This window comes from Falsiroseomonas sp., from assembly GCF_030695085.1.
In the GTDB taxonomy this organism is placed as follows: domain Bacteria; phylum Pseudomonadota; class Alphaproteobacteria; order Acetobacterales; family Acetobacteraceae; genus Falsiroseomonas.
The window spans coordinates 1-1,206 of sequence record NZ_JAUYTS010000098.1; the positions used below are offsets into that span (position 1 = coordinate 1).

2 pseudogenes are annotated in these 1,206 nt (G+C 75.2%); one reads left to right on the forward strand and one right to left on the reverse strand.

The features are described 5' to 3' along the window. Positions 1–1,027, forward strand: a pseudogene (locus Q8S40_RS11750) (FAD/NAD(P)-binding protein); the annotation flags it as partial. Here the strand turns inward: Q8S40_RS11750 and Q8S40_RS11755 are convergent. Continuing rightward, positions 994–1,206, reverse strand: a pseudogene (locus Q8S40_RS11755) (putative sulfate exporter family transporter); the annotation flags it as partial. The pseudogenes Q8S40_RS11750 and Q8S40_RS11755 overlap by 34 nt on opposite strands.

The window sequence follows — 1,206 nt, forward strand, 5'->3', positions numbered from 1 at the left end:
CGCGGCGCGGCAGGCCCATCCGGGAAGGATCGAACTGGTCACCGGCGAGGTCGCGGCGGTCGAGGGCGAGGGCGTGCGCCTGTCCGGCGGACGGGTCATCCCGGCCGACGCCGTGGTGCTGGCGACCGGCAACCCGGCCCCGAAAACGGCCGGCCGCGGTTCGCGGCGCGTCATCACGGACCCCTGGGCGCTGACGGCGCTGGAACGGATCGGGCCGGAGGACGCGGTGATCATCGTCGGTACGGGCCTGACCATGGTCGACATGGCCCTGTGGCTGGACGCTGCCGGCCGCAAGGGCCCGATCACCGCCCTGTCCCGGCGCGGGCTGACGCCCCGGGTCCATGGCGCCGGGCACGACGATCCCACGCCGCCGACCCGGGCGATGCTGACCGGGCGGCCGTCGGACCGGCTGGCGGAGGCGCGGCGGCTGGCGACGGACGGCGGCTGGCGCAGCGTGATGGAGGGGCTGCGCCCCGTCACGGCGCGGCTCTGGACCGAGGCGGATGCGACAACCCGCGCGCGCTGGCTGCGGCATCTGCGTCCGTGGTGGGATGTTCACCGCCACCGCGTTCCGCCCGGCGTCGACGAAACCATCAACCGGATGAAGTTCGCCGGCCGCCTCGGCGTCCTCGCAGGTCGGGTGGAGCGGATCGAGGCCGGCGCCGACGGAGTGACCCTGCACTGGCGCCCGCGCGACGGATCAAGCCGGCCGCCCCTCACCGGCCAGTGGCTGATCGACTGCAGCGGTCCCGGCCATGCGGCGCTGGACGACCCCCTGACCGGGCCGCTGATCAAGGCGGGCCGGGCGCGGCTCGATCCGGTGAGCATCGGTCTCGATCTGGACGCCGGGGGGCGGCTGCTGGCCGCCGACGGATCGCCCGACGCCCGACTGTTCGCGCTGGGCCCGCCGGCCCGCGCCGCCTACTGGGAAACGACCGCCGTGCCCGACATCCGCAAGCGGATCGAGGATCTGGTCGATCAGCTGGCCCGGACTCAGGCCGGGCCTCCGGCCAGCGCCAGCAGATAGATCAGGGCGAGCGCGAGGCCAACCAGGGCCAGCAGCGACAGGATCACCACCGCGGCGATGCGAACGCCCGACCGCGCCACGGCGCGGGCGTCGGTGCTGAGGCCGAGGGCGGCCATGGACAGCACGGTCAGGACCGTCGCCGTCTGGGCCAGCACCGGCAGGACGGCGGCCGGGATCAG